Below are 2,271 nucleotides of genomic sequence, written 5' to 3'. Positions count from 1 at the left end.
CAGGTATGGGGTGGGGCTGCATTTGACTGGGCTGATGAACAAGGGGAGCCAGTTGGTGGCTCAACTATATGGTCTGTTTTTGCGGCCGACAGTGATAAGTTTTCTCCTGGCGGTGCTTCCTTTATGGTTAATTATCGGGTTGAAAATCTTCATGGTCTTATAGCAGCATTGCGTGAAGAAGGCTGTGAGGTGCTTGATGAAACCGAAGACTCAGAGTTTGGTAAATTCGGTTGGGTTATCGATCCCGAGGGAAACAAAGTGGAGCTTTGGGAGCCTCCCCCGGTTCAATAAACCTAAATCAGGCGAGTGTGATGGCATTAATTGTCTTTAATGATTGACCCTTTTAGATTAGTGTCATTGCCAGTTTTGGATTTTATTTCGCCGTCAATAATGATGGTATCTGCTTTGAGCGTCAGTATTTTTCCGGTGATGGTAATCTTATCGCTGTCTATTTCTAATTCACGCGCTTTCATATCAATTTGCGACCGGTGTACCTGAAGTTCCATTCCGATGGGTCGGGACGTTGACTGTATGGAAACGCCCTGAGCCAATTGGATACATTGATTATCAAGTTCCGTAAGCCTTTCATTTAATTTGTCCAGTTTGGCACGCATGTCATTGAGTGCCATTTTTAGCTGTTCTACCTCGGTACGATTGTCTGATACTGCGCTTGTTTCAAAACTGGTCAGAACGGTAACACTCAGGATGGTACAAAGTAGCAGAACGTATCTCATGATGAGGCGACTCCAATTAGGTTTTTAAACAGATCTATTTTTTGCTTAGTAGGATTTCCCCACGAGAGCGGCGCATCACCGGGTTGCATGCGCTGAAACATTCTTATTTTGCTCAGTCGTTCCGTAACATCGCTGGCGTTGGTGGAAGGATCGATAACGCTATTCCAAAGACGAACCATTTTTTCTACGCTGGCTGGACGAGCCCAGGGCCGGGTTGCAAAACTTACCGGGGGAGAAGGGGTTACGAAAATCATAACGGCATCACGTCGCTCTGTTGTAGAGCGTTCTTTAAAGAACATGCTGAGTACGGGTATGCTGCCGAGTACGGGTACTTCAGATGAAGTGGCATCCCGAACACTTTCAGATAGCCCAGATAGAACCAGTGTTTCACCAAAACGGATCTCGGCCGTTGCGTCTACAGCCTGCCTGAATGTTGATAGCACTTCCGCGAAGCTTCCTGCTGGATCAGTAGTAACAAAACTGCGGCCAACACCCACATTAACAACCACTGCGTCTTCTCTTATCTCAATGGGTAGCACCTTCAGGTTAATACCAATGTCGACTTGTTCGATTCTGCCTGCTTCAATGCCTCGTACGCCGATTTGCAATGTCCGTCCAACAAAAAACTCAGACGTTTGCCCCACCATGGCTGTCAGGGAAGGGCGCGCCGCTACCTGATAGTACTGACCAAATCGATTGAACAGATTCAGGTTCCAGTTAATCTGCGGCAATGTGAAACCTTCGCTGAATGTAGTTTGAGTGTCACGCGAACTTCCACCGTCTTGTTTTATTATGGTATGGCTACTTTGCGCGCCATATTGCAGGCGCAATCCGTCCAGTAAATTAATACCGATGCGATCGCGATGCGTGTTCTGACTAACGATAATGGTAACGTCTACCGATACCTGATTGGGGTTAACCTTAGGCTCTGACAAGTCCTTCGTTATTGGCTGTGCGGCGGTATGTTCGTCTATCGCTGCGGTTAGGCGCAATTGCTGCAAGCGTGGGGAAAGTTGTCGCGCCTCAGTTGGGTAGGTTTGTAGGTAACGCAGGGTAGCAGGCTGAACAGGTATTTCGTTGCCGCTGGCGGCCTCGATTAGCGCTGATAAACGCAGGCCTGTTTCTGACGCTGGCGCGAGTTCGATCAGGCGGGCGGAGGCTACCTCTGCCAGGTTAATGTCACCCAGTAAGTAGGCAGTCAGCGCGATGCCCTCAAACGCTTCTACACAACCGGGGTTTGCCATTGCTGCCCGGGCAAAAAAGTCCAGAGCGTCGTTTAAATTGCCGCGCTCGTAAGACAAATGGCCCGCCATTAATGCGGGAAACACGTAAGTTGGACTCAGATTGAGTGCGGTTTCGTAGCCAACCAGTGCCATGTTCTGTCCATCCGGACCAGCATTAGGGTCGAGGTGCCAACTGTACGCGAGCAGCGCATGACGTTCTGCATCATTCGGACGCATTGCCGTAAGTTCCTCTAACCGCGGGCGCACCTGCTTATAACGTGCGGCAAGCAACTCGCGGTAAACAACCGACATGT

The 2,271-nt window shown here is 49.3% G+C and carries 3 protein-coding genes; 1 reads left to right on the top strand and 2 read right to left on the bottom strand.

Annotated elements, in window-relative coordinates:
- Positions 1-291: VOC family protein (locus ACLR2L_RS19950; RefSeq protein ID WP_413370746.1), on the top strand; the 291-nt coding region annotated here is incomplete at its 5' end.
- A 26-nt stretch (positions 292-317) separates the two neighbouring features.
- Here ACLR2L_RS19950 and ACLR2L_RS19945 read toward each other — a convergent pair.
- Complete coding sequence (locus tag ACLR2L_RS19945) at positions 318-734, bottom strand: hypothetical protein (protein WP_413370744.1); 417 nt, start codon at positions 732-734, stop codon at positions 318-320.
- Positions 731-2,271, bottom strand: a 1,541-nt coding sequence (locus ACLR2L_RS19940) for a hypothetical protein (protein WP_413370742.1), incomplete at its 5' end; no start/stop codon positions are given. The genes ACLR2L_RS19940 and ACLR2L_RS19945, both read right to left, overlap by 4 nt.

It is taken from the genome of Alteromonas sp. AMM-1 (genome assembly GCF_047290655.1).
Classification (GTDB): Bacteria; Pseudomonadota; Gammaproteobacteria; order Enterobacterales; family Alteromonadaceae; genus Alteromonas; species Alteromonas mangrovi.
Note: the sequence above shows the minus strand (reverse complement) of the source record. Positions and strands in the feature narration are given on the sequence as shown.